Below are 24,324 nucleotides of genomic sequence, written 5' to 3' on the forward strand. Positions count from 1 at the left end.
GACGTCGGGGAGCCGGACGTCGGGGAGCCGGACGTCGGGGAGCCGGACGTCGGGGAGCCGCACGTCGGGGAGCCGCACGTCGGGGAGCCGGGCATCGAGCTGCCGGACGTCGAGGACGTGCCGCCCCCGGCTGGCGAGACCACCGACCGCGTCGATGCACCGCAGCCGGCGGACGTCGACCTGGGTGGAGCGGACGCCCCGGACGCCGACTTCGACGCGGAAGTCGAGGCGGAGGTGGCCGAACTCCTCGGCGAGACCGGACCTCCGGCGGACGGCCCGGACGACCGGCAGCACTGAGGTCCGACAGGACCCGCGCGGACCGTCCCCATCCCGCGGGGCCGTCCACAGATGCCGGGAGGGCCTGGGTCCGCGGCCGCCGGCCGGAGAGGCTCCGGGCATGAGCGTGGCTGTCATCGATCGCAACGACGTGGTCCTGCGCGGACGCCTGTCGGCCCCCGCAGAACTCCGCGAGCTGCCCAGCGGCGACACCCTGGTGACCTTCCGTCTCGTGGTGCGGAGACCGGAACCCCGGGCCCGAGGCCGGACGGTCGACGTCCTGAGCTGCATCACCTACGACCGGGCGTTGAAGCGCCGCGCGGCCGCCTGGCAGCCCGGCGACGTCGTCGAGGTGGAGGGTGCGCTGCAGCGGCGCTTCTGGCGGACGTCGAGCGGAACCGCCTCGGTGTGCGAGGTCAACTGCCGCCGCGGCCGGAAGGTGGCACGGTCACCGGCCGGAGGGTCGGTGGAGTCGGCCTGAGGGAGAACGCTCAGTCGTCCAGCGGTCGTAGCACCAGCCCGGTGCGCGGCTTCGGCACGAACAGCGTCGACTTGCGCGGCATCCGGGCGCCGGCCCGGGCCACGGCGGCGACGTCCGCCGGTGAGGGCGGACGGAGCAGGACCGCGGTGCCCGACCGCTCGGCCGCCGTGCGCAGCGCCGCGCTCACGTCGTGGGCGATGACCACCGTCGCCGGGTCGTCGGGCACCGACCACGGTCCGTCGAGCAGCGCGTGGTGGGCCAGCACGACGTCCAGGCCGCGCCAGGCCGCGGGGGCCTCCGTCGGTACCGCGGCGAGCGCTTCGGCCGAGGGCTCGGTCAGCGCCACCACCCGGCGGCCGTCGCTGACCAGCAGGCCGCGTGCCCCCGGCTCGGCGAGCCAGGTGCGGGCCAGCCGCTCCGCCTCGGGGCAGTCCCGGCCCGACCCGACCTCGGAGACGGTGAAGCGCGTGGCCGCCGTCGCGACGGCCCGGTCGAACGGGAGGTCCGGCACGACCCGGTGGATGGCCTCGACGCGGAGGCCGCCCGGTCCGCTCGAGGTGACCAGCGCGAGCACCGCGTCGCTCCCCGGCCGTCGCGGATCGCTGCGGTGGTGCGCCAGCGCGGCGGCGAAGCGGTGGTGCCCGTCGGCGATGACGGCCTGCGTGGCGGCCAGCGCGCCGACCACCTGCCGCAGCGTGGGCTCGTCGGTCACCCGCCACAGCCGGTGCCACACCCCGTCGTCGTCGCGGAAGGCGAGCGTGGCCGGCCGGAGGGACACGTCGCGGGCGAGCTCGGCGGCGCGGGGCGAAGGGTCGTGCGCGAGCACGATCGGCTCCAGGTCGGTGGCCGTGGCGGCCAGCAGCGCCCGCCGACCCTCGACGGCCGGGGGATAGGTGTCCTCGTGCGGGAGGACCGCCGACGACCCGGCCGGGGGCAGCGCGACGGCGCCCAGCCAGCCGACCGTGGCCGGCGCGCCGTCCGGCGGCTGCAGCTCGTACACCCACAGCGCCGGGACGACGTCGCGCACGAGCACGCCGTCGGCGCGCCAGGACGCCAGCGTTCCCGCGGCCGATCGGAGCGGGTCCCCGGCCGGCGGTGGGTCCGCGGCCGGCGGTCCGGCGTTGCTCCCGTTGGCGACCCCACCGCGCGGCAGGATGAGGCGGACCACGTTGTGCGGATCCGCCCCGGCCAGCCGGTCGCGACCGGAGGGCGACACCAGGTCGTAGGCTGGCGAGCTGACCCTGGCCAGGTGCTCGGGGTCGTGTCGCCGGTAGGTGAGGGCCCGGAAGGGCCGGACGTCGAGCCCCGTCGCGCCCGGCGACGGGGAGTCCACCGACGACGAGGGCACGACGGACATGGTAGGAGCGCCGCGCTCCGACCCGCGGCCGCGTCCGCACGGCGGCGGGGCGCTGCCGGACGGCGCCCACCGGACGAGGAGGTGCATGCGTGGCCGAGGCAGGAGCCCCCGAGGGCGGCGTCTACGAGTGGTACCGGCGTGGCATGCAGCTGCTCGGGGAACGCAACCCCGACGCCGCGGCGACGCTGCTCGCGCGAGCCGCCGAGGCCGAGCCCGGTTCGCGCAGCGTGCTCGAGGCGTTGGCCCGCGCCCAGTACGACGCGGGCCGCTACGCGGAGGCGATCGCCAGCTTCACCCGGCTGACCGCGGTGAACCCGACCGACGACTACGCCCACTTCGGCCTCGGGATGGCCGCCAGCCGCGCCGGCGAGCTCGACCTCGCCGCGGAGCACCTGGCCCTGGCCGTGGCCATGCGTCCCGAGCTCGGCCACTACAGCCGTGCGCTGCGCGGCGTGCGGGCCCGCCGGGCGGCGGGGCCGTCGTGACCGGGCAACCCGCCGCCCGGTGCGCCGTCATCCGGGCACCACGTCCGGTGCCCGTCGCGTCCCGGCGCCCGTTCCGGCGATGAACGGCGCCACCGATCCGCCGCCGCTCGCGGCCGGGTGTGCCGAGCCGCCCGCGCGGGCCTTCGACGTCGCGCTGCTCGACCTCGACGGCGTCGTCTACGTCGGGCCCGAGGCCGTCCCCGGCGTGCCGGACGCCCTGGCCCGGGCCCGGACGGCCGGCCTGCGGCTGGGCTTCGTGACCAACAACGCCAGCCGGACGCCCGAGCGGGTGGCCGCCCTGCTGACCGGGCTGGGCGTCGACGCCGGGCCGGGTGACGTCATCACCAGCGCCCAGTCCGCGGCCACGGTCGTGCGGGAGCGGTGGGGGGCCGGTGCCGCCGTGCTGCCGGTCGGTGGCCCGGGTGTGGCCGCCGCGCTGAGGGCGGCCGGACTCCGCGTGGTGGCCGGGGCGGATGACGGGCCGGTCGCCGTCGTCCAAGGCTTCGGCCCCGACGTGGGGTGGCAGCAGCTGGCCGAGGCCGTCGTCGCCGTCCGCGCCGGCGCCCGGCACGTGGCCACCAACGCCGACGTCACGGTCCCTTCCCCGCGGGGACCCGTGCCCGGCAACGGCGCGCTGGTCGCCGTGGTGCAGGCGGTCACCGGCGTCCCGCCGCTGGTGACCGGCAAGCCCGATCCCGCGATGCACGCCGAGTGCGTGCGCCGCACCGGGGCGCGCCGGCCGCTGGTCGTCGGCGACCGGCTCGACACCGACATCGAGGGCGCGCACCGGGCCGGCGTGCCGAGCCTGCTCGTCCTGTCCGGGATCACGGGCGCGGCGGCACTCCTGGAGGCCGAGCCGGCCCAGCGTCCGCACCTGGTCGCGCCCGACGCGGCCGGGCTGCTCGCGGTGCACCCGCCGGTGGTGAGCGACGGCGGCGCGTGGCGCTGCGGGGGCTGGACGGTCCGGCCGGGGGAGGCCGGTGCGCTGCAGCTCTCGCTGCGGGAGCGGGGCGGGTTCCCGGACGGCGGCTCCGGCGACGGCCTCGACGGGCTGCGCGCCCTCTGCGTCGCGCGCTGGTCGCGGCCCGCCGCATCGGGCGGACCGGCGCGGATCGTCGCGACCGACGCGCCGGCTCGGCGGGCGCTCGACCGGTGGGGGATGGCTCCCGGCTAGACCGGCTGCGGATCAGAGCAGCGAGCGCAGCCGCAGCACGTCGCGCAGACCCGCCTCGAACTTGATGCGGCCCGACGCCCACGCCGGCCCGAACGACAGGTCGCCCGCGGTGAGGGCGACCAGGTCGTCGCTCGTCATGGCCAGGCGGATGTCGGCCCGGGGCGCGTCCGGACCCTCAGGCACCACCCGGAGGTCCCGCACGGACCCGGTGGCCAGACGCCCCAGCAGGACCTGGCGCAGATCGGTCAGGTGGCAGGAGATGCTCCGGTCCAGCCCCGCGGCGGCGCGGTGCGACGCCAGGGGCTGCAGGACGCCGCGCAGGGCGGTCATGCACTCGTCGGTCGTGGCCACGCGGGCGGGCACCTCCGGGGAGGACGGTCGTCGACAGCCGGCGGCGGGACGCTACCGTCCGGCTGCGCCGACCGCAGCCGCGGGCGGGTGTGCGGCCCCGCGGGGGGCCCCGGCGGCCGGGTCCCGCGACCCCGGTCGGCCGGCCCCGCGCACGCGTCGCGGCCGCCGTCCGGGCCGCCGGGACCGGCCGGACCGTCGGTCCCGCCCGGTAACCTCGGACGGGGACGGAGGGGAGCGGGTACGGCCACGACCACCGCCTCCGCCCGCCGGCCGGAGCGCCCCGGCCACCACCCAGCGCACCTCGGAGGCGACCAGCCATGACCCAGCCGAGCCCGGCCCGCCCGGTCCCGGGTCCGCCGCGGCCCGGTGCCGCGGCCCCGGCTGCCGAGCCGGAGGAGCCCCGCGAGGACCGGGAGCCCGAGCGCCTCGCCGATCTGGCCGAGCGGCCGGTCGCCGAGCACGTCGCCGTCTTCGAGGCCGAGCACGCCCGGCTGCAGCGCGAGCTCGGCAGCATCGACCCGCTCTGATGGCCCGTCGCAGCCGCCTGGACGCGGAGCTGGTGCGGCGGGGCCTGGCCCGGTCGCGCGAGCACGCCGTCGCCCTCATCGCCGAGGGCCGCGTCGCCGTCGCCGGGCAGGCCGCGAGCAAGCCGGCGACGGGTGTCGACGCCGGCACGCCCGTCGTCGTCCGCACCGATCCTGGCGAGCCGGCCTGGGTGTCGCGCGGGGCGCACAAGCTGCTCGGTGCCCTCGACGCCTTCCGGGTCGTCGTCGACGGACGCCGCGCCCTCGACGCCGGCGCCTCCACCGGCGGCTTCACCGAGGTGCTGCTCTCCCGCGGTGCCGCGGAGGTCGTCGCGGTCGACGTGGGGTACGGCGAGCTGGCCTGGTCGCTGCGCACCGACGAGCGGGTGCGCGTGCACGAGCGGACCAACGTCCGCACGCTCACCCCGGACGCGATCGGCGGCCCGGTCGGCCTCGTCGTCGCCGACCTGTCCTTCATCTCCCTGGCGCTGGTGCTACCGGCGCTGGCCGCCTGCGCCGGGCCCGCCGCCGATCTGCTGCCGATGGTGAAGCCGCAGTTCGAGGTGGGCCGCGCCCGCCTCGGTGCCGGCGGCGTCGTCCGCGACCCCGAGCACCGGGTGCAGGCCGTCCTGGACGTCGCCCACGCGGCGGCGGGGCTCGGCTGGGGCGGCGCCGGCGTCGTCGCCAGTCCGCTGCCGGGACCGGCCGGGAACGTGGAATTCTTCCTGTGGCTCCGGCGCGACGCCGGACTCCTCGACGAGGAGGACGTCCGCCGCGCCGTCCGGGAGGGACCCCAGTGACCGATCCGCACACCGGCGCCGACGCCCACGCGACCGTCCGCCGCGTCCTGCTGGCCGTGCACACCGGCCGGCGGGACATCGTCGACCTGGCCCGCACCTCGGCCGCCCGGCTCAGGCGCGACGGGATCGCCGTCCGCGTGCTCGAGGAGGAGGCCTCCCGCCTGGGCATCGAGGGCGCGGAGGTGGTCCCGGCCGGTCCCGGCGCGGCGCACGCGACGGAGATCGTCATGGTGTTCGGCGGCGACGGCACCTTCCTGCGCGCCGCCGAGCTCGCGCGGTACAGCGACGCCGCCCTGATGGGGGTGAACCTCGGGCGCGTCGGGTTCCTCGCCGAGACCGAGCCGGAGGCCGTCGAGGAGACGCTCAGCGCGATCGAGCACTGCGAGTACTCGGTGGAGGAACGCCTGGCCATCGAGGTCGACGTGCTGGACGCCGACGGCACGGTGGTCGGCGGCACCTGGGCGCTCAACGAGGTCTCGCTGGAGAAGACCCAGCAGTCGCGCGTGCTCGACGTGGTCATCGCCATCGACGGGCGTCCGCTGACCAGCTTCGGCTGCGACGGGGTCCTGCTCGCCACGCCCACCGGGTCGACCGCGTACGCGTTCTCCGCGGGCGGGCCCGTCGTGTGGCCCGACGTCGAGGCGCTCCTCCTCGTGCCGACCAACGCGCACGCCCTGTTCGCGCGGCCGCTGGTCACCTCGCCCGACTCGGTGCTCACCGTCGCGGTGCCGACCGACGGCAACCGGGCCCGGATCTCCGCCGACGGCCGGCGGGCGGTCGACGTCCCGGTCGGCGGGCGGATCGACGTCCGGCGGGCCGCGCACGCGGTGCGCATCGCCCGGGTGCACGCGTCGACCTTCGGGGACCGGCTGGTCGCCAAGTTCGGCCTGCCCGTCCGCGGTTTCCGCGACGCGCGCAGCCACGGGCCGGGGCACGAGCTGTTCCCCAGCCGCAACGTGCTCACCCGCGACGTCGTCACCGGGCCGGTCGCCGACGACGGCCGGGGCTGGGGGAGCGCACCGGCGGAGGAGGTGCGCGGTGCCGGCACGGCCGACCACGGCTGACCGCGCGGCCCGCCGCCCGGCGGGCTCGCCCGCCGACCGCGCGGACCGGCCGCCCGCCGACCGGGTCGACGGACGCGGTGCCGAGCGGACCGGCGGCACGGGACCGGACCGGCACCGGGACGCGGCGGGGAGGGCCGACGCCGCGGCCCTCGGGCGGCTCGGCGAGCTGCGCATCCGCGGCCTGGGGGCCATCGACGACGTCACCCTCGAGCTCGGCAGCGGTCTCACGGTCGTCACCGGTGAGACCGGCGCCGGCAAGACCATGGTGGTCACCGGGCTGACGCTGCTGTTCGGCGGCCGCGCCGACCCCGGGCGGGTGCGGGCCAACGGCCGGGCCGGCGTCGAGGGACGGCTGCTGCTGCCGGCGGACTCCCCGGTGTGGGAGCGCGCCGCTGACGCGGGAGCGGATGCGGACGACGACGGCAGCCTCATCCTCGCCCGCACGGTGAGCGCCGAGGGCCGCTCGCGCGCCTTCCTCGGTGGGCGCAGCGTGCCCGTGGGGGTCGTCTCGGAGCTCGCCGAGAGCCTGCTCGCCGTGCACGGGCAGACCGACCAACTGCGGCTGTCCCGGCCTGCCGAGCAGCGCCGCGCGCTCGACCGGTACGCCGGCGCCGCGCACCTGGCGCTGCTCGACGAGTACCGTGCCGCGCACACTCGCTGGCGGGAGCTGGCCGCCGACCTCGACCGGCGGCGCACCCGGGCGCGGGAGCTCGCCCATACCGCCGACGTGCTGCGGCACGGGCTGGAGGAGATCGCCGCGGTCGCACCCGAGGCGGGAGAGGACGAGGCCCTCGACGTCCAGGCCAAGCGGCTCGGCGACGCCGACGCACTCCGGGCGGCCGCCGACGAGGCCCGCATGGCGCTGGTCGGCGACATCACCGGCGACCTCGGCGGCGGCGAGCTGGCCCCCGACGCGACCGCCGCCCTGGCAGTGGCGGAGCGCGCGCTGGCCGCGGCCGACGACCCGGCGCTGACCCCGCTGGCGCAGCGGCTGGCCGACGCCGCCGCGGTGGTGGCCGACGTCGCGGTCGAGCTGGCCGGCTACGTCGCCGACCTGGACGCCGACCCGGGCCGGCTGGCCGAGGTCCTCGACCGGCGCGCGGCCATCACCGCCCTGGTGCGCAAGTACGCCGACCCGGGAGCAGGGCTGGCCGGCGTCCTGGACTGGGCGGAGGACGCCCGGCGCCGGCTGTCCGAGCTCGACGTCTCCGACGAGGCGCTGTCCCGGCTGGAGGCGGCTCGGGACGCCGCCCGGGTCGACGTCGACGAGCTGGCCGGCCGCCTCACCGAGGGCCGGCGGGCCGCCGCCGACGGCTTCGCCGCGCAGGTCGGCGCGGAGCTCTCGGGACTGGCCATGTCGGCCGCGCGCGTCTCCTTCTCGATCGACAGCCATCCCCACGATCCGGGACCCGAGGGCGTCGACGAGGTCGCGTTGCTGCTCGCCGCCCATCCGGGTGCACCGCCGCGGCCGGTGCACCGGGGGGCCTCCGGCGGCGAGCTGTCTCGGGTGATGCTGGCCATCGAGGTGGTCTTCGCCGGTGCCGACCCGGTGCCGGTCATGGTGTTCGACGAGGTCGACGCCGGGGTCGGCGGGCAGGCCGCCGGGGAGATCGGCCGGCGCCTGGCGCGCCTGGCGCGCGACCACCAGGTCGTCGTCGTCACGCACCTGGCCCAGGTGGCGGCCTTCGCCGACACCCACCTCGTGGTCGACAAGTCCGCCGACACCGCGGCGGGGGTCACGGCTACCGACATCCGCGCCGTCGACGGCGAGGAGCGCGTCCGGGAGCTGGCCCGCATGCTGTCGGGGTTGGCCGACAGCGACACCGGCCAGGCGCACGCCCGCGAGCTGCTGGCGGTGGCCGCCGCCCGCGGCTGACCCGAACGGGTCAGGGCGTCCCCGTCGGGGGGAGTGTTCTCGGCCGGGGCGGGGTAGACCGGGCGCGTGCCACGGAGAAGTGCGCCACTCGTCCCGCCCGCCGTCCCCGCACCGGACGCCGCCCGGTGAGCTGCTTCGACTCCGTCGACGAGTCCGCGCACTACGGCGCCTCCGTCTGCCTGCTGCTCGACCGGTACCGGTCCCTCCTGCGGTGGGAGGAGGCGGGGGTGGTCGAACTGGGCACCGGTGACGCCGCCGCGATCGCCGAGGTGGTCGCCGGGCTGCCCGGCCTCCGCGTGCACGGTTACGACATCAGCGCCGCCGCGGTCGAGCGCGCCCGGGCGAACATCGCCGCGCGCGGGGTGGCCGACCGGTACACCGTCGAGCACGGCGACTTCTTCGACCAGGCCGACGCCGCGGGCGGACCGGCGGTGACCACCGCGATCGCCAATCCGCCGTACATCCCGGCGCCGGACGGCGACATCCTCATGCCCGAGCTCTGGGGCGGTGTGCACGGCAACGACCTGCTGCTGCGCCTGCTCAAGGCCGGCTACGACCACGTCGTCGCGGCCGTGGCCAGCTACGCCGACCCGGCCGCCACCCTGGCGACCGCGACCGACCTCGGCTACCGGGTGGTCAACTTCCTGGCCATGGGCCTGGACTACGGCCGGTACAGCGGCGAGCCGAAGGTGCGCGACCACATCCGCCGCATCTGCGCCGCGGGCCGGGGCTGGACCGGCGACGACGAGTACGTGGTGGCCGTGGCCCTGTTCAGCCGCGACCCCGACGTCCCCGGCGACCGCTCCGCGCAGTTGCTGGGGGCCCTGCAGCTGGGCTGATCACCGTGCGCCGACGGGTGGCGCTCGGCGCGCCGGGGGGACGGCCGGTGGCCGCGGTGTCGTGACGAGCGGGGGCCCGGAGGTTCCCCCGAGGAGCGACGGGTGGCGCTCGGCGCGCCGGGGGGACGGCCGGTGGCCGCGGTGTCGTGACGAGCGGGGGCCCGGAGGGTCCCCCGAGGAGCGACGGGTGGCGCTCGGCGCACGGGGGGGACGGCCGGTGGCCGCGGTGTCATCCGGAGGATGACTATGTCACCGTCATCGCCGCTTGCCGTAGCCGGCCAGGCCGAACTGCAGCAGTGCGAGGCCGCGCTGGCCGCGGCGGCGCAGCTCGGCGGCCAGCGGAGCGCCGGTGATCCCGGCCAGCGCGCGGTCCCGGGCCAGCTCCAGCAACCCGGCGTACAACCCCAGGACGGCGTGCGCGGTGAGCCACGGTTCCAGTTGACCGGACCGCGCATCGGTCTCCTCGGCGATGAGCGCGGCCAGCGCGGTGGTCAACTCGCCGAGGATCTCCTGCTCGCGGACCTGCAGCGTGCGCGAGCCGCGGACGATGCGCGCCATCCGGGCGAGGCCGGACGCCACCTCCGGCTCACCGAGGCGGCTCATCGCCGTGACGACGAAGGTCCCCGCCGCCGCCGACACCGACTCGCCGACCGGCCGGCGGCGGACCGCTCCCAGGAGGGCGGTGCGCACCGGTGGGTCGGCGTCGAAGACCAACCCCTCCTTGACCGGGAAGTGGTTGAAGACGGTCTTCTCCACCACGCCTGCCCGGCGGGCGATCTCCACGACGCTCACCGAGTCGAAGCCGCGTTCGGCGAAGAGGTCGGCGGCCGCGTCGACGATCCGCGCCCGGGTCTCCTGGCGCCGGAGCTCGCGCCGTCCCGGTCCGTTCGCCGTGCGGCCCCGACGGGCCGGAGCGGCGTCACCCGACGCAGGGGAGTCGGGCGCCGCCGCGAGATCGAGGGCACTGCGGTCCGGCGCGGTGCGGTCGGGCGCTGCCGGGTCGGGGGCTGCGAGGTCGGACGCCGGGACATCGGGCGCGGTGAGGTCGGGGGCTGCGGGATCGGACGCCGGGACATCGGGTGCCCGGGCGCACGGCTCGTCCGGGGCCTCCCGCGTCGGCGCGGGCTCGGGCGGCGCCACGGGTGCGGCGGCCTGCGGCGCCACGGGTGCGGCGGCCGGTGGCGCCGGCGCGGGCGCGCCGGGCGGCGTCGGCCGGGGATGCGGCACGGGGGCGCTCGGCACCGCGCGGACGACGGCCGGAGCGCCGTCCAGCCGCCCCTCGTCGCGCCGCTCCTCGGGCGCCGTGCCGTCCGGCGCGCTCGTCGTCCGGGGCAGGGCCCGCGCCACTCCAGTCACAGCCGCAACGCTAGCCACGCCGGGTCGGCGTCCCCGCGCCGCGAACGGCCTCGTCGGCACCGGCGTGTCGCTCCGCCCGTGGTGTCGGCCACGTCCTGTGACGGACCGGTCGCGCTCGCGCGTCGGTCGGGGAGGCCGCAGGCCGCTCATGGGACCATCGGGGGCATGCGCATCGGGACCCTCCGACGGAGCCGGGCCGCCGACGTCGGGTCGGACGCCACCGGCACCGTCCGCCTGGACCGGCGCACGAAGACCCTCACCAAGCGGCTGCGGCCCGGCGACATCGCGGTCATCGACCACGTCGACATCGACCGGGTCAGCGCCGACGCGCTGGTGGCCTGCCGCGTCGCCGCCGTCGTCAACGCCGCGTCGAGCATCTCCGGCCGCTATCCCAACCTCGGCCCGGAGATCCTCGTCACCGCCGGCATCCCGCTCGTCGACGGGGTCGGGACCGAGGTCTTCGCCGCGGTCAAGGAGGGTGCCCTCGCCCGCGTCGACGGCGACCGGCTGATCGGCGAGGACGGCACCGTCCTGGGCGAGGGCATCCGCCAGGACGCCGAGTCGGTCGCGGCCGCCATGGCCGAGGCCCGCGCCGGTCTGTCGGTGCAGCTGGAGGCGTTCGCCGCCAACACCATGGAGTACATGAAGCGGGAGCGGGCGCTGCTGCTCGACGGCGTCGGCGTGCCGGACGTCGCGACGCAGATCGAGGGCCGGCACGTGCTGGTCGTCGTCCGCGGTTACGACTACCGGGAGGACCTCCACGCCCTCCGCTCCTACATCCGCGACTACCGGCCGGTCCTCATCGGCGTCGACGGCGGTGCCGACGCGCTCAAGGACGCCGGCTACCAGCCGGACATGATCATCGGCGACATGGACTCCGTGAGCGACGACGTGCTCCGGTCCGGTGCCGAGGTCGTCGTGCACGCCTACGCCGACGGCCGGGCGCCGGGGCTGGCCAGGGTGCAGGACCTCGGCGTCGAGGCGATCACCTTCCCCGCGGCGGCCACCAGCGAGGACATCGCCATGCTGCTCGCGGACGAGAAGGGCGCCAAGCTGATCGTCGCCGTCGGCACGCACGCCACGCTCGTCGAATTCCTCGACAAGGGCCGCGGCGGCATGGCCTCGACCTTCCTCACCCGGTTGCGCCTGGGCGGCAAGCTGGTCGACGCCAAGGGGGTCAGCCGGCTGTACCGCAGCCGCATCTCCACCGCCGCGCTGGTCGTGCTGGTGATCGCGGCGTTCGTGGCCATCGGGTCGGCCATCGCGGTGTCGGCCGCGGGCCGGGTCTACCTCGAGCTGCTGCTCGACCAATGGAACAGCTTTGTGTTCTGGCTGGAGAACCTCCTCACGTGATCGACTTCCGCTACCACCTGGTCTCGCTGATCGCCGTCTTCCTGGCGGTGGCCCTCGGGATCGTCATCGGCACCACCCAGCTCAACGACCCGATCCTCGCCGACATCGAGGCGCAGGTGACCGACCTCGAGCAGGACAAGCGGGCCCTGGAGGACCAGACGCAGCAGCTGCAGGCCCGGCTGGACACCGCGGACGACTTCGAGCAGTCCGTCGCGCCGGCCCTGGTCGAGGGCGCCCTCACCGACCGCAGCGTGCTGCTGCTGACCACCAACGAGGCCGTCGGCACCGAGATCGTCGACGAGGTGGCCTCGCTCGTGGCGCAGGCCGGCGGCAGCGTCACCGGCACGCTGCGGCTGCAGCCCGAGTACAGCGACCCGGCGACCGCGGCCGCGCTGCAGAGCTACGTCACCGGACCGGGGCTGCCCCCGGGCGTGCAGCTGCCGGAGACCGACGACGCCGGCCGGTTGGTCGCCGCGCTGCTCTCCCAGGTCCTGATGGCCCCCGCCGACGCCGGGTCGCCGGAGCAGAACACCGCGCCGGAGGCGGAGGCCGGGGGGTCCCCGGCCGGCCAGCCGAGCACCGCCGACGTCTCGTCGGTGGTCGCCGGCCTCTCCGCGCTCGACGTGCTGACCCAGGAGAGCGCGTCGGTGGCCCCGGCCGACTTCGCCGTCGTCCTCACCGCCGACGCCTTCACCGCCGACGCCGAGGAGCGCAACGGGACGCTCGTCGAGCTGGTCACCGCCCTGGACGCCGCGGGCTCGGGTGCGGTGGTCGCCGGCGACGCCGCGTCCGCCGCCGAGAGCGGCCTGGTGGGCGCCATCCGCGCCGACCCGACCCTCTCCGCCGCGATCTCCACGGTCGACAACGTCGGCACCTCCGCGGGACGGATCAGCACCGTCCTGGCCCTCGGCCGCGAGGCGGAGGGCACTTCGGGCAAGTACGGCACGGGGGAGGACGCGCAGCCGGTGCCCCCGGTGTCGCCCGCCGCCCCGTGACGAGCGGGACGGGGCGGACGGCGGCGCGTCGGGCCGGGCTCGCGCTCGCCGGCGCGGCGACCTCGCGGGCGGCCCTGAGCGCGGCCGAACGGCTCGCCGACCGGCCGGGTGGCGAGCCCTGGCGGCGCACCAACTACGCCGGCCGGCCGGTGACCCTGCTGGGCGGCCCGGCGCTCGCGGCGGCGGCGACCGCGACTGCGGTGCTCGGTGCGGCCCCGGGCGGCCGCGCCGCGGCGGCGCTGGTGGGCACGGTGGCCGGGGCGGTCGGTGCCTACGACGACCTCGCCGGTGCGCGGCCGGAGCAGGCCCGCGACAAGGGCCTCGCCGGGCACCTGGCCGCGCTGCGCGCGGGCCGCATCTCCGCCGGCGCCGTCAAGGTGGCCGGCATCAGCGCGGCCGCGGTGGCCGCGGCCGTGCTCACCGGCCGGGTGCCGGCGCGGCGGCCGACCGCGCTCACCCGCCTCGCCGACGGTGTGCTGACCACCGGCCTGGTCGCCGGGACGGCGAACCTGGTCAACCTGCTCGACGTGCGCCCGGGACGCGCGGCCAAGGCGAGCGCGCTCGCGGCGGCCGCCACGCTCGGCGGGCCCGCGGGTGGGCTGGTGGCCGGACCGCTCGGCGCCACGCTCGCCGCCCTCCCGGCCGACCTGGGCGAACGGGTCATGCTCGGCGACTGCGGGGCCAACGCCGTCGGCGCGCTGCTCGGGCTGCGGCTGGCCGGCGTGCCGGCCCGGCCGTCCCGGACCGCGCTGCTCACCGCGGTCGTGGGCCTCACGCTGGCCAGCGAGCGGGTCAGTTTCACGCGGGTCATCGAGGCGACCCCCGGGCTGCGGGAGCTGGACCGGCTCGGCCGCCGCGGCCGATGAGCCGCCGGCAGTTCCTCTCCGGCGTCGCGGGCGCGGCGGTGCTCATCTCGGTGCTCACCGTGCTCGCGCGGCTGGCCGGCTTCGGCCGCACGCTCGTGTTCACCAACACCGTCGGCGCCGGCAGCACCGGCGACACCTACTTCGCGGCCAACGCCGTCCCCAACATCGTCTTCGAGGTCGTCGCCGGGGGAGCGCTGGCCAGCCTCGTCGTCCCGATGCTGGCCGGCGGCATCGCCGCCGGCGACCGGGCGCAGGTGCGTGCCACGGCGTCGGCGTTGCTGGGGTGGACGCTGCTCGTGCTGACCCCGCTGGCCGTCCTGGTCGCGGTGCTGGCCGGGCCGCTCGCCCGGCTGCTGCTCGGCGGTGGCGCGGACGGCTCCGCGGAGGTCGCCCTGGCCGCCCGCTTCCTGCTCGTGTTCGCGCCCCAGGTCGTGCTCTACGGCGTGGGCATCGTGCTGACCGGGGTGCTGCAGGCGCACCGCCGCTTCGCCGGGCCGGCGCTGGCGCCGCTGCTGTCGAGCGTCGTGGTGGCCGCCTCGTACCTGCTGTTCGCGGCGATGGACGGCGCGGGGTCCGCCGAGGCGCTGTCGACGCCGGCCGAGCTCGTCCTCGGGGTGGGGACGACGCTCGGCGTGGCCGCGCTCAGCCTGAGCCTGCTCGCCCCGCTGCGCCGGCTCGATCTCGCGCTGCGCCCGTCGCTGCGCTTCCCGGTGGGCGCCGCACCACGGGTGCGCCGGCTTGCGGTCGCGGGCGTGCTGACCCTCGCCGGCCAGCAGCTGCTGGCCGCGGTGGCCATCCGGCTGGCCGCCGCGGGCCCGGACGGCACCCAGGTGGTCTACGCCGCCGGCCTGACGCTGTTCCTCGTGCCGTGGGCGGCGCTGGCGGTGCCGCTGGCCACGTCGGCCTACCCGGGGCTGGCCGAGCGGGCCGAGGCCGGTGACGAGGTCGGCTTCGGCCAGGTGCTGGCGCCGACCGCCGTCCTCACCGTGGTGACGGCCGCGGGCGCGGCCGCGGTGCTGGTCACCGTCGCCGGTCCGATGGCCCGCGTCTTCCTCAGCTCCGCGGCGACCGACCAGGTCGAGGCGCTGCGCCAGACCATCGTCGCCTTCGCCCCCGGGCTGCTCGGCTACGGCCTGGTCGCCCTGCTCGGCCGGACGCTGTACGCGCGCGGGCTCTGGCGGGCGCCGACCGCCTGCGTCGTCGCGGGGTGGCTGGTGGCCGTCGCCGCCGACGTGGTCCTGGCCGGCCTGCTGCCCCAGGCCGACCGCGCGCTCGCGCTCGGCCTGGGGCACACGCTCGGCGTGACCGTCGGCGGCGCGGCGCTGCTGGTCGTGGTCGCCCGCGTCGTCGGCCCGCACGCGCTGCGCGGGCTGCCGCACGCCGGCGCGGCGGCGCTGCTCGGTGCGGTCGTCGCCGCTGCCGTCGGGCTGGCCGTCGCGCGGGCGCTGGGGGCCGCCCCGCGACCCCCGGAGGGGGTGCTGCTCGCCCTCGGCTCGGGTGCGCTGGCCGGCTGCACCGCCGCGGTGGTGGCCGCGGCGGTCATCATGGGAACCGCGCGCGCCCCCATCACGGCGGCGCTGCGTGATCTGCGGTCGCCCGTCCGGCAGGAGGTGCACGGTGGCTGACACGCTGCCCGCCGCCGGGCGGGAGGATCCGGTCGCGCCCGGGGCGCCGCTGGCCGGCCGGCGGATCGCCGAGGTCCTCGCCACCAGCACCGGCGGGGTCGGCACGCACGTCCGGTCGGTGCTCGCGCCGCTGGCCGCGGCCGGGGCGGGCGTCCGGGTGTGCGGGCCCGCCGCGACCGACGCGCTGTTCGCCTTCACCGCCGCCGGCGCGGACTTCCGGCCCGTCGAGATCTCGGCGGGCCTGGCGCCCCCGGCCGACGCCCGGGCCGTGCTCGCCCTCCGCCGGGCGCTGGCCGGCGCCGACCTCGTGCACGCCCACGGGCTGCGCGCCGGCCTGGTGACCGCGGCCGCCGTGCGGAGCACCGCACCCCGGCGGCCGCTCGTCGTCACCCTCCACAACGCGCTGCCCGAGGGCGGCGGGCTCCACCGGCGCGTGCTGCAGGCCGCCGAGCGCACCACCGTGCGGGCGGCCGACCTGGTGCTGGCCGCCTCCGACGACCTGGCCGCGAACGCCCGCCGGCTGGGTGCTGCCGACGTCCGCACCGCCCCCGTGTCCGCGCCGCCGCTGCCGCCGCCCCGGCGCACCCGCGCGGAGGTGCGGACCGAGCTCGCGGTCCCCGACGGGGTGCCGCTCGTGGTGGCGGTCGGCCGGCTGCACCCGCAGAAGGGGTACGACGTCCTGCTCGACGCCGCCGGGCGGTGGTCGGCGGACGCGCGGCTGCCGGCCGCTCCGCTGGTCGCCGTCGCCGGCGACGGACCCCTCCACGCGGAGCTGACCGCCCGCATCGCCGCCGGGCGGCTGCCCGTCCGGCTGCTGGGCCGCCGGGGCGACGTCGCCGACCTGCTCGCCGCCGCCGACGTGTGCGTGCTCCCCTCCCGTTGGGAGGCGCGGTCGCTGACCGCGCAGGAGGCGCTGCGGTCGGGCACCCCCCTGGTGGCCACCCGCACCGGCGGTCTGCCCGGGCTCCTCGGCGACGCCGCCGAGCTGGTGCCGGTCGACGATCCGGCCGCGCTGGCCGAGGCGGTCGTCCGCGTGCTGACCGAGCCCGGCCGGGCGACCCGGCTGGCCGAGGCCGGCCGGGCCCGGGCCGCCGGGTGGCCGGACCAGGCCGCGACCGCGCGGCAGCTCGTGGCGGTCTACCGGGAGCTGCTCGGGCCGCCGGAGGGCGGGCCCCGGTGAGCCGGCGGCGCGTTCCGGCCCGCGCGCTCGCCGCGTGGCTGACCACCCTGCTCGCGGTGCTGCTGGGTGCGGCGCCCGCGCGCGCGGCCGACACCGCGGACGGCCAGTACGCCGCCGACCGGGTGGTGGTCGTCGGCGTGCCGGGGCTGAGCTGGACCGACCTCGCCCCGGACCGCACACCGGAGCTGTGGGCCCTCGCCGAGGACGCGCCGATCGGTGCGCTGTCGGTGCGCGCCGCCCGGTCGATCACGTGCCCGCTCGACGGCTGGGCCACCCTCGGTGCGGGCAACCGGGCGCGCTACCCCGGGCCGGAGGAGCCGCTGCCGACGGTGCCCGTGCCCACCGTGCCGCTGCCCGACGAGTCGCTGCCCGGGGAATCGCTGCCGGAGGGGACGGGGCCCGGTCGTTCCCCGTCCGAGGCGACCTCGCCCGACGCCGTCGCGCCCGGGGGAACCGGCGACGGGACCGGCCCCGCCGCCGAGGAGCCGGTGCGCGACCTGCCGTCGCTGTGCGACCTGCAGCAGCGGATCAGCACCCTGGCCCTGGTCGACCCCGCCGGCACGGTCCGCCGGATCGCCGAGGACGAGGGGACGGTGCGCTTCGGAGCCCGCCCGGCGGCGCTCGGCGCCGCCGTCGGCTGCGCCGGCGTGGCGGGTCGCGCGGCGACCCTGGCCGTCGCCGCCGCCGGGGTCCAACCGGCCGTCGCCGACGAGCTCCCCGCGGACGACGGCGCGCTGACCGGCCTGCTGGGCGGCTGCCCGCTGAGCGTGCTGTCGCTCGACGGGTTGTTCGAGACCGCCGACGTCGACCCGGCGGCCCCGCCACCGGACCCGGGTGCGGACACCGTGCCGGACGCGCGGGCCGCCGCCCTGGCGGGGGTCGACGCCGCCGTCGGCCGCGTGCGGGCGGCCGCCGGCCGGCTGCCCGGGGAGACGCTGCTGCTCGTGCAGGGCGTCTCGGAGGTCGACGACGCCCGCCCGCAGCTGCACGTGGGCATCGCCTCCGGGCCCGGGTTCGAGCAGCGGGGGTGGCTGACGTCGTCGAGCACCGGCCGCGCCCCGTTCGTCCAGCTGATCGACGTGGCGCCCACCGCGCTGCGCGCCCTCGGCATCGAGGCGCCGTCCTCGATGAACGGCCAGCCGATGCAGCGCACGGGTGGCCGGCCGGCGCTCGCCGAGGCCGTCGCCGAGCTGGAGGAGGCGGGCACCGCCGCGCGGGTGCACTACCGCAGCACCGGCATCCTGTTCTGGACGCTGGTCGTCGCCCTCGCCGTGGTCGTCGCCCTGGGCGTCGCCGTCCTCGGTCTGCGGCCCCGGACGGTCCGCGCGTCCCGAGGGCGGCTGCGGCCGGTGCTGCGGACCGCGACGCTGGCGGTCGCGGCGCTGCCCGGGGCCACCTACCTGGCCGGGCTGGTGCCCTGGGCGGCCGCCGGCGCGCCGCGGCCGGCGCTGCTGGCCGCCGTCCTGGCCGCCGACGCGGCCGTGGTCGCGCTGGCCCTCCTCGGGCCGTGGCGCGCCACCCGGCTCGGGCCGCCGCTCGCCGTCCTCGCGGTGACGGCCGGCACGCTGGTCGGGGACGTGCTGACCGGTTCGACGCTCGAGCTCGACGGCCTGCTCGGGTACGACGCGATCGTCGCCGGGCGGTTCACCGGCTACGGCAACCTGACGTTCGGGCTGCTGTCGGTCAGCGTGCTGCTGCTCACCGCCGCCGCGGCCGCCGCGGCCGGCCGGCGGGCGCCCGCCGGCCGTGGGCGGGCCGCGGTCCTCGGCACCGTCGCGGCGATCGGCGTCCTCACCGTGGCGGTGGTCGGGACGCCGGCGCTCGGGCGGGACTTCGGCGGCGTGCTGGCCGCGCTGCCCGGTTTCGCGCTGCTGGCCATGCTGCTCGGCCGGATCCGGGTGACCGTTCCGCGGCTGGTCGGGGTCATCGGCGCGGCGGTGGTCACCGTCGGCGCGGTGGCGCTGCTGGACTGGCGCCGACCGCCCGCCGAGCGCAGCCACCTGGGCCGCTTCGTCGACCAGGTGCTCAGCGGCGAGGCGTGGACCGTCGTGCTGCGCAAGGCCCAGGCCAACCTCGACATCCTGCTCGGCAGCCCGCTGGTGTGGACCCTGCCGACGGCGCTGTTCGCCGCGTGGTGGCTGGCCGGGCCGGGCGGTCTGCTTCGCAGCCGCGCCCCGGCCGGCGGGGTCGGGGGCCGGGCGGGCCTGGCACCGGGCGACGCCGAGGTGCTGCGCGCCGGGTTGCTGGCCGTCGCGCTGAGCCTGGCGATCGGTGCCGCCGTCAACGACTCCGGCGTCGCGGTCCCCGCCACCGCCGCGGCGCTGCTGGTGCCGCTGCTGGTGTGGCTGGCGGCCGGCCGTGGCAGCGACGCCGAGGGGCGGACGGCGCCCGGCGGGACCCCCCGCTCCGGCCCGGTCGAGGACGGCGACCGTGTTACGGTCGTCTCCCGTGGGTCGACCGTCTGGAACGCGTGATCGCTACGGGAACGACAGCCTCCTCCACAACACCCAGCCGACGAAGTTCGTCTTCGTCACCGGCGGTGTGGTCTCCTCGCTCGGCAAGGGCCTGACGGCCAGCTCGCTCGGCGCGCTGCTGTCCAGCCGGGGCCTGCGGGTCACCATGCAGAAGCTCGACCCGTACCTCAACGTCGATCCCGGGACGATGAACCCGTTCCAGCACGGCGAGGTGTTCGTCACCGAGGACGGCGCCGAGACCGACCTCGACATCGGCCACTACGAGCGCTTCCTCGACACCGACCTCGACGGCCGGGCGAACGTGACCACCGGCCAGGTCTACTCGGACGTGATCGCCAAGGAGCGGCGCGGCGAGTACCTCGGCGACACCGTGCAGGTCATCCCGCACATCACCAACGAGATCAAGTCGCGGATCATGGCCGGCGGCGAGGGGCCGGGCCGGGTCGACGTGGTCATCACCGAGATCGGCGGCACGGTCGGCGACATCGAGTCGCTGCCCTTCCTGGAGGCCGCCCGGCAGGTGCGGCACGAGATCGGCCGCGACAACTGCTTCTTCCTGCACATCTCGCTGGTTCCCTACATCGCGCCGTCCGGTGAGCTGAAGACCAAGCCGACCCAGCACTCGGTCGCCGCGCTGCGCAGCATCGGCATCCAGCCCGACGCGCTGGTCTGCCGGTCGGACCGGGAGATCGGCACCGGGCTCAAGCGCAAGATCAGCCTGATGTGCGACGTCGACCTCGAGGGCGTCATCTCGTGCGCCGACGCGCCGTCGATCTACGACATCCCCAAGGTGCTGCACCGGGAGGGGCTGGACGCCTACGTCGTCCGCCGGCTCGGGCTGCCGTTCCGCGACGTCGACTGGACCGTGTGGGGCGACCTGCTCGACCGCGTGCACGCGCCGCGCGAGACGGTGGCCATCGCGCTGGTCGGCAAGTACATCGATCTCCCCGACGCCTACCTGTCGGTCACCGAGGCGCTGCGCGCCGGCGGCTTCGCGCACCACAGCCGGGTCGACATCCGGTGGGTGCCCTCCGACGACTGCGAGACCCCCGAGGGCGCGGCCCACGCGCTGGCCGGCGTCGACGGCGTGTGCGTCCCCGGCGGCTTCGGCGTCCGCGGCATCGAGGGCAAGCTCGGCGCGATCCGCTACGCGCGGGTCAACGGCATCCCGACGCTCGGGCTGTGCCTGGGCCTGCAGTGCATGGTCATCGAGGTGGCCCGCGACCTGGCCGGGCTGGAGAAGGCCAACTCCACCGAGTTCGACCCCGACACCCCCGACCCGGTGATCGCGACCATGGCCAGCCAGGTCGACGTCATCGCCGGCGAACGCGGGATGGGCGGCACCATGCGCCTGGGCAGCTACCCGGCGGCGCTGGAGTCGGGCTCGGTGGTCGCCGCCGCGTACGGCGGCACGTCGGTGACCGAGCGGCACCGCCACCGCTACGAGGTGGCCAACGCCTACCGCGACCGGCTCGCCGAGGCGGGCATGGTCTTCTCCGGCACCTCGCCCGACGGGCTGCTGGTCGAGTTCGCCGAGCTGCCCCGCGACGTGCACCCGTTCTTCGTGGGCACCCAGGCCCACCCCGAGCTCAAGAGCCGGCCGACCCGGCCGCACCCGCTGTTCCGGGCGTTCGTGCTGGCCGCGCTCGACTACTCCGGGTCCGCGCGGCTGCCCGTGCCTGCGGACGAGGCGGAGAAGGTCGGCATCTAATGTCCGGCACCACGGGGGCGACCGGCCCGGCCGGCCACCGGTACGAGGTGCTCGCCTCGGAACCGGTGTTCGACGGGCCGATCATCTCGCTGCGCCGCGACACGGTGACGATGCCCGACGGCGGCGACAGCGTGCGCGACGTCGTCCGCCATCCCGGCGCGGTCGCCGTCGTCGCGCTCGACGAGCAGGAGCGGGTGGTGCTGCTGCGGCAGTACCGCCACCCCGTGGCCGCCTACCTGTGGGAGCTGCCGGCGGGCCTGCGCGACGCCGACGGCGAGCCGCCGCTGGACACCGCGCGCCGGGAGCTGGCCGAGGAGGCGCGGCTCGCCGCCGGCCGATGGTCGCTGCTCGTCACCACCTACAGCAGCCCCGGCTTCAGCGACGAGCAGGTGCTGGTCTACCTGGCCGAGGAGCTCAGCGAGGTGGAGCCGCCGGAGGACTTCGTCGTCGAGTTCGAGGAGCTGGACATGGAGGTCGTCCGGGTGCCCCTCGCCGAGGCCGTGCAGCGGGTGTTCGACGGCGACATCCGCAACGGGACCGCCGTGGCCGGATTGCTCGCCGCGGCCCAGCACCGGGCGGCGCGGCCCGGGCTGCGCCCGGTCGACGCCGGCTGACACCCGGCGGTGCCGGACCCGACCACCGACCCCCGGCTGCGGGGCGGACGGGCGGCCTGCCAAGGTAGCCGCGTGCTGACCTGCGACCAGGCCCTGTCCCTGCTGTCCGCCGCCCGCGAGGAGTCCGGCCGGCTCGGCGTGCCGATGTCCTTCGCCGTGATGGACGCCGGTGGCCATCTCGTGGCCCTCGCCCGCATGGACGGCGCCCCGTGGATCTCCACGGAGGTGGCCCAGGGCAAGGCGTGGACCGCCGCGGCCTACGGCATGCCCAGCGCCGGGCAGAAGGCGAAGATGGACTCGCTGCCCAATTTCTCCACGGCGCTGAGCGCGATGACCGACGGCCGCTTCACGCCGCAGCCAGGCGCGGTGCCGGTCTACGCCGACGGGCAGCTCGTGGGTGCGCTGGGCGCCAGCGGCGGCACCGGGCAGCAGGACGAGGACGTCTGCAGCGCTGCCGTGCAGGCCTGCGGGTACGCGACCAGCGCCGGCTGAGCCGGTCCCCGGCCCACCCGCAGGGGTCAGGGGCCGGCGAGTGGCGGGAGGCGAGGGGGTCGGTCACCTAGACTTCGCGCCAGGCCCGCTCCGAACGGGCGGCCCACGACGCGGTGGGCGAGGCCCCGTCACCCTCGGGGACGACCCGCCAGACCAGGGGAGACGTGCGATGCGGGTCGGAGTCCCGACGGAGGTCAAGAACCACGAGTACCGGGTCGCGCTCACCCCGGCCGGGGTGACCGAGCTGGTCCGGGCCGGGCACGAGGTGTTGGTCCAGCGCGGCGCGGGGGAGGGGTCGTCCATCCCGGACGGCGACTTCACCGCCGCCGGGGCGCGCATCGTCGCCGACGCCGACGACGTGTGGGCCGACGCCGACCTGCTGCTCAAGGTCAAGGAGCCGGTGCACGAGGAGTACCACCGGCTGCGCGCCGGGCAGACGCTGTTCACCTACCTGCACCTCGCGGCGTCCAAGGAGTGCACCGACGCCCTGGTCACCAGCGGCACCACCGCCATCGCCTACGAGACCGTGCAGACCGCGGACGGCGCGCTGCCGCTGCTCGCGCCCATGTCGGAGGTGGCCGGCCGGATGGCGCCCCAGGTCGGCGCCCACTGCCTCGAGCGCGCGCACGGCGGGCGCGGGGTGCTCCTCGGCGGCGTCTCCGGCGTCTACGCGGCCAAGGTCGTGGTGATCGGCGCCGGTGTGTCCGGTATGAACGCGGCGACCATCGCCCTCGGCATGCAGGCCGAGGTCCTCGTGCTCGACCGCGACGTCGACAAGCTGCGGGCCGCCGACCGGGTCTACCGCGGCCACCTCCAGACCGTCGTCTCCAACGCCTACGAGCTCGAGCGGGCGGTGCTCGACGCCGACCTCGTCATCGGCGCGGTGCTGGTGCCCGGCGCCAAGGCCCCCACGCTGGTCAGCGACGAGCTGGTGTCGCGGATGAAGCCGGGCTCGGTGCTCGTCGACATCGCCGTCGACCAGGGCGGCTGCTTCGAGTCCAGCCGGCCCACGACGCACGACGACCCGACCTTCCGGGTGCACGAGTCGGTGTTCTACTGCGTGGCCAACATGCCCGGTGCGGTGCCCAACACCTCCACCTACGCGCTGACCAACGTCACGCTGCCCTACGTCATGGAGCTGGCCAACGAGGGCACCGGCGCCGCGGTGCGCGGCAACCGGGCGCTGGCGCACGGGGTCAACGTCGTCGACGGGCAGGTGGTGCTGCCCGAGGTGGCGGCGGCGCACGGCACCACCGCCGTCCCGCTCGAGGAGGTGCTGGCCTGACGACGGCGACGGGAGCATCGCAGCGAGGAACGAGCGAGGAGCGGACCGGCGCGCGGAGTCGGGCCGACCGGCACGGCCTGACGACGGCGACGGGAGCACCGCAGCGAGCGCCGGCGAGCGAGGAGCGGCCCGCCGCGCCCGACGTCGATCGGGTGGTGCGCGGCTACCTCGACCACCTCGCCGTCGAGCGAGGGCTGGCCGCCAACACCATCGCCTCCTACCGGCGCGACCTGCGCCGCTACGCCGAGCACCTGACCGCGGCCGGGGTCGCCGACCTCGGCGAGGTGGCCGAGGCCGACGTCGCCGCCTTCCTCGCCGCCCTGCGCGCCGGCGACGACGACCACCTCCCGCTGTCGGCGACCTCGGCCGCGCGGGCGGTGGTCGCCGTCCGCGGCCTGCACCGCTTCGCGCTGCTCGACGGGCTGGTGCCCGACGACGTCGCGCACGAGGTGCGCCCGCCGACCCCGGCGCGTCGGCTGCCCAAGGCGATCCCGGTCGAGTCGGTCGTCGCGCTGATCGAGGCCGCCGGCTCCACGGAGGGGCCGCGGGGGCTGCGCGACCGGACGCTGCTCGAGCTGCTCTACGGCACCGGGGCGCGGATCTCCGAGGCCGTCGGGCTGGCCGTCGACGACCTCGACCGCGGGCAGGCGGCGGTGCGGCTGGCCGGCAAGGGCGGCAAGCAGCGCGTCGTCCCCGTGGGCAGCTTCGCGCTGCGCGCGGTCGACGACTACCTGGTGCGCGCCCGGCCGGCGCTGGCGGCCGCCGGGCGGGGCGGCGCCCGCGGCGGAGCGTTGTTCCTCAACGCCCGGGGCGGCCCGCTGTCGCGGCAGAGCGCCTGGGCCATCCTCCGGACGGCGGCGGAGCGGGCCGGTCTCTCCGTCGAGGTGTCGCCGCACACGCTGCGGCACTCCTTCGCCACCCACCTGCTCGACGGCGGAGCCGACGTCCGGGTCGTGCAGGAGCTCCTCGGGCACGCGTCGGTGACGACGACGCAGGTGTACACGCTCGTCACCGTCGACCGACTGCGGGAGGTGTACGCGACCAGCCATCCGAGGGCGCACAGCTGACAACCGACGCGCGCGTCGTCGGCGGACCTGCACAACGCTTTCGGCTTGAGGGTGGCGACTTGTCGTCACTTCTGCACAG

Annotated in this window: 23 protein-coding genes; 20 read left to right on the forward strand and 3 right to left on the reverse strand. The window is 77.2% G+C overall.

What is annotated here, in order from left to right:
- Nucleotides 1-297: hypothetical protein (locus OF117_RS06445; RefSeq protein ID WP_263551991.1), on the forward strand; the 297-nt coding region annotated here is incomplete at its 5' end.
- A 100-nt stretch (nt 298-397) separates the two neighbouring features.
- Complete coding sequence (locus tag OF117_RS06450) at nt 398-757, forward strand: single-stranded DNA-binding protein (RefSeq protein ID WP_263551992.1); 360 nt, start codon at nt 398-400, stop codon at nt 755-757.
- Between the two features lie 10 nt (nt 758-767).
- Here OF117_RS06450 and OF117_RS06455 read toward each other — a convergent pair whose 3' ends face one another.
- The gene (locus tag OF117_RS06455) at nt 768-2,114 is read right to left on the reverse strand and encodes a DUF1015 domain-containing protein (protein WP_263551993.1); all 1,347 of its coding nucleotides are present in this window, start codon (nt 2,112-2,114) and stop codon (nt 768-770) included.
- Between the two features lie 89 nt (nt 2,115-2,203).
- Here OF117_RS06455 and OF117_RS06460 point away from each other — a divergent pair, with 89 nt between their 5' ends.
- Both OF117_RS06460 and OF117_RS06465 read left to right on the forward strand, forming a co-directional pair.
- A complete protein-coding gene (locus OF117_RS06460) occupies nt 2,204-2,599 on the forward strand; it encodes a tetratricopeptide repeat protein (protein ID WP_263551994.1) in 396 nt (131 codons plus the stop codon).
- Nucleotides 2,600-2,678: 79 nt separating this feature from the next.
- Nucleotides 2,679-3,773: an HAD-IIA family hydrolase gene (locus OF117_RS06465; RefSeq protein ID WP_263551995.1), complete on the forward strand. Its 1,095-nt coding sequence runs from the start codon at nt 2,679-2,681 to the stop codon at nt 3,771-3,773.
- 12 nt (nt 3,774-3,785) lie between these two features.
- Here OF117_RS06465 and OF117_RS06470 read toward each other — a convergent pair whose 3' ends face one another.
- The gene (locus OF117_RS06470; RefSeq protein ID WP_263551996.1) at nt 3,786-4,124 is read right to left on the reverse strand and encodes a sterol-binding protein; all 339 of its coding nucleotides are present in this window, start codon (nt 4,122-4,124) and stop codon (nt 3,786-3,788) included.
- 317 nt (nt 4,125-4,441) lie between these two features.
- Here OF117_RS06470 and OF117_RS06475 point away from each other — a divergent pair, with 317 nt between their 5' ends.
- The 5 genes from OF117_RS06475 (at nt 4,442) to OF117_RS06495 (ending at nt 9,227) form a co-directional block, all read left to right on the forward strand.
- On the forward strand, nt 4,442-4,651 hold the full coding sequence (locus OF117_RS06475; protein WP_263551997.1) for a hypothetical protein: 210 nt from the start codon (nt 4,442-4,444) through the stop codon (nt 4,649-4,651).
- Entirely contained in the window at nt 4,651-5,448 is a 798-nt protein-coding gene (locus OF117_RS06480; RefSeq protein ID WP_263551998.1) for a TlyA family RNA methyltransferase, read from the forward strand. Before OF117_RS06475 ends, OF117_RS06480 begins: the two co-directional genes overlap by 1 nt.
- A complete protein-coding gene (locus OF117_RS06485) occupies nt 5,445-6,512 on the forward strand; it encodes an NAD kinase (protein ID WP_263551999.1) in 1,068 nt (355 codons plus the stop codon). Before OF117_RS06480 ends, OF117_RS06485 begins: the two co-directional genes overlap by 4 nt.
- On the forward strand, nt 6,487-8,388 hold the full coding sequence (recN, locus tag OF117_RS06490; protein WP_263552000.1) for a DNA repair protein RecN: 1,902 nt from the start codon (nt 6,487-6,489) through the stop codon (nt 8,386-8,388). Before OF117_RS06485 ends, recN begins: the two co-directional genes overlap by 26 nt.
- Nucleotides 8,389-8,513: 125 nt before the next feature.
- Nucleotides 8,514-9,227 carry a methyltransferase gene (locus OF117_RS06495; RefSeq protein WP_263552001.1) on the forward strand — a complete coding sequence of 238 codons (714 nt, stop codon included), beginning with the start codon at nt 8,514-8,516 and terminating at the stop codon, nt 9,225-9,227.
- 255 nt (nt 9,228-9,482) lie between these two features.
- Here the strand turns inward: OF117_RS06495 and OF117_RS06500 are convergent, their stop codons facing one another.
- Nucleotides 9,483-10,583: a TetR/AcrR family transcriptional regulator gene (locus OF117_RS06500; protein WP_263552002.1), complete on the reverse strand. Its 1,101-nt coding sequence runs from the start codon at nt 10,581-10,583 to the stop codon at nt 9,483-9,485.
- A 165-nt stretch (nt 10,584-10,748) separates the two neighbouring features.
- On the opposite strand from OF117_RS06500, the gene steA reads away from it, so the two are divergent.
- From steA to OF117_RS06555, 11 genes are all read left to right on the forward strand, one after another.
- Complete coding sequence (steA, locus tag OF117_RS06505) at nt 10,749-11,936, forward strand: putative cytokinetic ring protein SteA (RefSeq protein ID WP_263552003.1); 1,188 nt, start codon at nt 10,749-10,751, stop codon at nt 11,934-11,936.
- Nucleotides 11,933-12,931 carry a copper transporter gene (locus tag OF117_RS06510; protein ID WP_263552004.1) on the forward strand — a complete coding sequence of 333 codons (999 nt, stop codon included), beginning with the start codon at nt 11,933-11,935 and terminating at the stop codon, nt 12,929-12,931. Before steA ends, OF117_RS06510 begins: the two co-directional genes overlap by 4 nt.
- On the forward strand, nt 12,928-13,797 hold the full coding sequence (locus OF117_RS06515; protein WP_263552005.1) for a hypothetical protein: 870 nt from the start codon (nt 12,928-12,930) through the stop codon (nt 13,795-13,797). Before OF117_RS06510 ends, OF117_RS06515 begins: the two co-directional genes overlap by 4 nt.
- Nucleotides 13,794-15,422, forward strand: coding sequence for a murein biosynthesis integral membrane protein MurJ (murJ, locus tag OF117_RS06520; protein ID WP_263552006.1), 1,629 nt, complete (start codon nt 13,794-13,796; stop codon nt 15,420-15,422). The genes OF117_RS06515 and murJ overlap by 4 nt, the downstream gene beginning before the upstream one ends.
- Nucleotides 15,415-16,602 carry a glycosyltransferase family 4 protein gene (locus tag OF117_RS06525; protein WP_263552007.1) on the forward strand — a complete coding sequence of 396 codons (1,188 nt, stop codon included), beginning with the start codon at nt 15,415-15,417 and terminating at the stop codon, nt 16,600-16,602. Before murJ ends, OF117_RS06525 begins: the two co-directional genes overlap by 8 nt.
- Nucleotides 16,599-19,076, forward strand: a complete 2,478-nt coding sequence (locus OF117_RS06530) for a hypothetical protein (RefSeq protein WP_263552008.1) — start codon at nt 16,599-16,601, stop codon at nt 19,074-19,076. The genes OF117_RS06525 and OF117_RS06530 overlap by 4 nt, the downstream gene beginning before the upstream one ends.
- On the forward strand, nt 19,051-20,787 hold the full coding sequence (locus OF117_RS06535) for a CTP synthase (protein ID WP_263552009.1): 1,737 nt from the start codon (nt 19,051-19,053) through the stop codon (nt 20,785-20,787). Before OF117_RS06530 ends, OF117_RS06535 begins: the two co-directional genes overlap by 26 nt.
- Entirely contained in the window at nt 20,787-21,401 is a 615-nt protein-coding gene (locus tag OF117_RS06540; RefSeq protein WP_263552010.1) for an NUDIX domain-containing protein, read from the forward strand. The genes OF117_RS06535 and OF117_RS06540 overlap by 1 nt, the downstream gene beginning before the upstream one ends.
- Before the next feature lie 72 nt (nt 21,402-21,473).
- On the forward strand, nt 21,474-21,893 hold the full coding sequence (locus OF117_RS06545) for a GlcG/HbpS family heme-binding protein (protein ID WP_263552011.1): 420 nt from the start codon (nt 21,474-21,476) through the stop codon (nt 21,891-21,893).
- A 169-nt stretch (nt 21,894-22,062) separates the two neighbouring features.
- Nucleotides 22,063-23,178 (forward strand): alanine dehydrogenase, encoded by a 1,116-nt coding sequence (gene ald, locus OF117_RS06550; RefSeq protein ID WP_263552012.1) that lies wholly within the window; start codon nt 22,063-22,065, stop codon nt 23,176-23,178.
- Nucleotides 23,179-23,330: 152 nt separating this feature from the next.
- Complete coding sequence (locus OF117_RS06555) at nt 23,331-24,245, forward strand: site-specific tyrosine recombinase XerD (protein WP_263552013.1); 915 nt, start codon at nt 23,331-23,333, stop codon at nt 24,243-24,245.
- Nucleotides 24,246-24,324: the final 79 nt, after the last annotated feature.

Origin of the sequence: Geodermatophilus sp. YIM 151500 (genome assembly GCF_025716945.1) — a bacterium.
Taxonomy (GTDB): domain Bacteria; phylum Actinomycetota; class Actinomycetes; order Mycobacteriales; family Geodermatophilaceae; genus YIM-151500.